General features: G+C 57.8%; 3 rRNA genes. All 3 read right to left on the reverse strand.

The window, feature by feature from the left end:
* Positions 1-2: 2 nt before the first annotated feature.
* The 3 genes from rrf to AC5L3Z_RS29455 all read right to left on the reverse strand — a co-directional run bounded on the left by rrf (position 3) and on the right by AC5L3Z_RS29455 (position 4975).
* Positions 3-119, reverse strand: a 5S ribosomal RNA gene (gene rrf / locus AC5L3Z_RS29445).
* Positions 120-192: 73 nt separating this feature from the next.
* A 23S ribosomal RNA gene (locus AC5L3Z_RS29450) occupies positions 193-3303 on the reverse strand.
* 155 nt (positions 3304-3458) lie between these two features.
* Positions 3459-4975 (reverse strand): 16S ribosomal RNA (locus AC5L3Z_RS29455).
* The 16S, 23S and 5S rRNA genes sit together here, the layout of an rRNA operon.
* Positions 4976-5133 lie beyond the last annotated feature (158 nt).

The following is a 5133-nucleotide window of genomic DNA, read 5'->3' on the forward strand; positions in this document are numbered from 1 at the left end:
TTGTCCGGCGGCGTCCTACTCTCCCACACCCTCCCGAGTGCAGTACCATCGGCGCTGGAGGGCTTAGCTTCCGGGTTCGGAATGTTACCGGGCGTTTCCCCTCCGCCATGACCGCCGTAACTCTATCGACTTATCAAACACGGCGTGCGTGTTCGTTTGTCGGGAGTTGCACAGTGGACGCGTAGCTTCTTTGTAGTCAAGTCCTCGGCCTATTAGTACCGGTCAACTGAACCCGTTACCGGGCTTACATTTCCGGCCTATCAACCCAGTAGTCTAGCTGGGGGCCTTACCCCACCAAAGGTGGGTGGGATACCTCATCTTGAAGCAGGCTTCCCGCTTAGATGCTTTCAGCGGTTATCCCTTCCGAACGTAGCTAACCAGCCGTGCCCCTGGCGGGACAACTGGCACACCAGAGGTTCGTCCGTCCCGGTCCTCTCGTACTAGGGACAGCCCTTCTCAAGTATCCTACGCGCACGGCGGATAGGGACCGAACTGTCTCACGACGTTCTAAACCCAGCTCGCGTACCGCTTTAATGGGCGAACAGCCCAACCCTTGGGACCTGCTACAGCCCCAGGATGCGACGAGCCGACATCGAGGTGCCAAACCATCCCGTCGATATGGACTCTTGGGGAAGATCAGCCTGTTATCCCCGGGGTACCTTTTATCCGTTGAGCGACACCGCTTCCACTCGCAAGTGCCGGATCACTAGTCCCGACTTTCGTCCCTGCTCGACCTGTCAGTCTCACAGTCAAGCTCCCTTGTGTACTTGCACTCAACACCTGATTGCCAACCAGGCTGAGGGAACCTTTGGGCGCCTCCGTTACCCTTTGGGAGGCAACCGCCCCAGTTAAACTACCCACCAGACACTGTCCCTGAACCGGATAACGGTCCGAAGTTAGATACCCAAATCAACCAGAGTGGTATTTCAAGATTGCCTCCACCCATACTGGCGTATGGACTTCACCGGCTCCCACCTATCCTACACAAGCTAATTCGGATACCAATGTCAAGCTATAGTAAAGGTCCCGGGGTCTTTCCGTCCTGCCGCGCGTAACGAGCATCTTTACTCGTACTGCAATTTCGCCGGGCCTGTGGTTGAGACAGTGGGGAAGTCGTTACGCCATTCGTGCAGGTCGGAACTTACCCGACAAGGAATTTCGCTACCTTAGGATGGTTATAGTTACCACCGCCGTTTACTGGCGCTTAAGTTCTCCGCTTCGCCCCGAAGAGCTAACAGGTCCCCTTAACGTTCCAGCACCGGGCAGGCGTCAGTCCATATACATCGAATTACTTCTTCGCATGGACCTGTGTTTTTAGTAAACAGTCGCTTCCCCCTGCTCTCTGCGGCCATACAACGCTCCACCCGCGCGGGGCTTCACGTCTCCGGCCCCCCTTCTCCCTAAGTTACGGGGGCAATTTGCCGAGTTCCTTAACCACAGTTCGCCCGATCGCCTCGGTATTCTCTACCTGACCACCTGTGTCGGTTTGGGGTACGGGCCGCTAAGAACTCGCTAGAGGCTTTTCTCGGCAGCATAGGATCACTGACTTCACCTGAATCGGCTCGGCATCACGTCTCAGCCTTCATGCACCGCGGATTTGCCTACGGTACGGCCTACACGCTTACCCCGGCACAACCACCGGCCGGGCTCAGCTACCTTCCTGCGTCACCCCATCGCTTGACTACTACCCGCCAGGTTCCCACGCTCCCCACCATTGACCCGAAGGTCGCCGGCGGTTCGGATGGTTAGCACAACGAGGTTCGTCAGGGTCGCTCTTTCGCGGGTACGGGAATATCAACCCGTTGTCCATCGACTACGCCTCTCGGCCTCGCCTTAGGTCCCGACTCACCCAGGGCGGATTAGCCTGGCCCTGGAACCCTTGGTCATCCGGCGGAAGGGTTTCTCACCCTTCTTTCGCTACTCATGCCTGCATTCTCACTCGTGCCGCGTCCACAGCTGGGTCACCCCGCTGCTTCACCCCCGGCACGACGCTCCCCTACCCATCCACACACCTGCACAAGGAATCAAGTCCAAGCGAGGTTGAAATGTGAATGCCACAGCTTCGGCGGTGTGCTTGAGCCCCGCTACATTGTCGGCGCGGAACCACTTGACCAGTGAGCTATTACGCACTCTTTAAAGGGTGGCTGCTTCTAAGCCAACCTCCTGGTTGTCTATGCGACCCCACATCCTTTTCCACTTAGCACACGCTTAGGGGCCTTAGCTGGTGATCTGGGCTGTTTCCCTCTCGACTACGAAGCTTATCCCCCGCAGTCTCACTGCCGCGCTCTCACTTACCGGCATTCGGAGTTTGGCTGATTTCGGTAAGCTTGTGGGCCCCCTAGACCATCCAGTGCTCTACCTCCGGCAAGAAACACGCGACGCTGCACCTAAATGCATTTCGGGGAGAACCAGCTATCACGGAGTTTGATTGGCCTTTCACCCCTAACCACAGGTCATCCCCCAACTTTTCAACGTTGGTGGGTTCGGCCCTCCACGCGGTCTTACCCGCGCTTCAGCCTGCCCATGGCTAGATCACTCCGCTTCGGGTCTAGAGCATGCGACTGAACCGCCCTGTTCAGACTCGCTTTCGCTACGGCTCCCCCACACGGGTTAACCTCGCCACATGCCACTAACTCGCAGGCTCATTCTTCAAAAGGCACGCCGTCACCCCGCAAGGCTCCGACGGATTGTAGGCGAACGGTTTCAGGTACTATTTCACTCCCCTCCCGGGGTACTTTTCACCATTCCCTCACGGTACTCGTCCGCTATCGGTCACCAGGAAGTATTTAGGCTTACCAGGTGGTCCTGGCAGATTCACGGCAGATTTCAGGGGTCCGCCGCTACTCGGGAACACCCACAGAAGGTCAGCAACTTTCACCTACCGGACTCTCACCGTCTACGGTCAGCCATTCCAGACTGTTCGACTAGCCACTGACTTTGTAACTCCTCGAACAAGTGTCAGCTTGTTCAGCAGGGTCCCACAACCCCGACCACGCAACCCCTGACAGGTATCACACGCAGCCGGTTTAGCCTCGATCCGCTTTCGCTCGCCACTACTCACGGAATCACTAAATTGTTTTCTCTTCCTACGGGTACTGAGATGTTTCACTTCCCCGCGTTCCCTCCACACACCCTATGTGTTCAGGTGTGGGTGACACCACATGACTGGTGCCAGGTTTCCCCATTCGGACACCCTGGGATCACAGCTTGGTTGACAGCTCCCCCAGGCCTATCGCGGCCTCCCACGTCCTTCATCGGCTCCTGGTGCCAAGGCATTCACCGTTCGCCCTTGACAACTTGACCACAAAGATGCTCGCGTCCACTGTGCAATTCTCAACAAACGACCAACCCACAACCCGATCCGCCCCACACCAAACCCGACAACCGCCGGCGGTATGCGAGGCCAGGCCATGCCTGGCAGGGCTCCTTGCACCCTTTCAGGTGAAGGTGCTCCTTAGAAAGGAGGTGATCCAGCCGCACCTTCCGGTACGGCTACCTTGTTACGACTTCGTCCCAATCGCCAGCCCCACCTTCGACGGCTCCCTCCCACAAGGGGTTGGGCCACCGGCTTCGGGTGTTGCCGACTTTCGTGACGTGACGGGCGGTGTGTACAAGGCCCGGGAACGTATTCACCGCAGCGTTGCTGATCTGCGATTACTAGCGACTCCGACTTCACGGGGTCGAGTTGCAGACCCCGATCCGAACTGAGACCGGCTTTTTGGGATTCGCTCCACCTCACGGTATCGCAGCCCATTGTACCGGCCATTGTAGCATGCGTGAAGCCCTGGACATAAGGGGCATGATGACTTGACGTCATCCCCACCTTCCTCCGAGTTGACCCCGGCAGTCTTCGATGAGTCCCCGCCATAACGCGCTGGCAACATCGAACGAGGGTTGCGCTCGTTGCGGGACTTAACCCAACATCTCACGACACGAGCTGACGACAGCCATGCACCACCTGTGACCGCCCCCGAAGGACCTGCCATCTCTGACAGTTTTGCGGCCATGTCAAACCCAGGTAAGGTTCTTCGCGTTGCATCGAATTAATCCGCATGCTCCGCCGCTTGTGCGGGCCCCCGTCAATTCCTTTGAGTTTTAGCCTTGCGGCCGTACTCCCCAGGCGGGGCGCTTAATGCGTTAGCTGCGGCACAGGGAACCGGAGAGGCCCCCCACACCTAGCGCCCAACGTTTACAGCGTGGACTACCAGGGTATCTAATCCTGTTCGCTCCCCACGCTTTCGCTCCTCAGCGTCAGTATCGGCCCAGAGACCTGCCTTCGCCATCGGTGTTCCTCCTGATATCTGCGCATTTCACCGCTACACCAGGAATTCCAGTCTCCCCTACCGAACTCTAGCCTGCCCGTATCGACTGCAGGCCCGCAGTTGAGCTGCGGGTTTTCACAGTCGACGCGACAAGCCGCCTACGAGCTCTTTACGCCCAATAAATCCGGACAACGCTCGCACCCTACGTCTTACCGCGGCTGCTGGCACGTAGTTGGCCGGTGCTTCTTCTGCAGGTACCGTCACTTACGCTTCGTCCCTGCTGAAAGAGGTTTACAACCCGAAGGCCGTCATCCCTCACGCGGCGTCGCTGCATCAGGCTTCCGCCCATTGTGCAATATTCCCCACTGCTGCCTCCCGTAGGAGTCTGGGCCGTGTCTCAGTCCCAGTGTGGCCGGTCGCCCTCTCAGGCCGGCTACCCGTCGTCGCCTTGGTAGGCCATCACCCCACCAACAAGCTGATAGGCCGCGAGCCCATCCCAGGCCGAAAAACTTTCCACCACCAGACATGCGTCCAGAGGTCGTATTCGGTATTAGCCCCCGTTTCCGAGGGTTATCCCAAAGCCTAGGGCAGGTTGCTCACGTGTTACTCACCCGTTCGCCGCTCGAGTACCCCGAAGGGCCTTTCCGCTCGACTTGCATGTGTTAAGCACGCCGCCAGCGTTCGTCCTGAGCCAGGATCAAACTCTCCAACAAAAACTTGTTGAAAGACTGTCCCGGCAACAAAAGTGTTGCCAAAGGAATCCCAACCAGCAAACCCATCCGAAGACGAGCCCACCAGTCCGGGGTATAAATCATAATTGGCACTGGCTTATCTAGCACCCTGTTGAGTTCTCAAAGAACAACCACACACC

Source organism: Micromonospora sp. LZ37 (assembly GCF_059359015.1).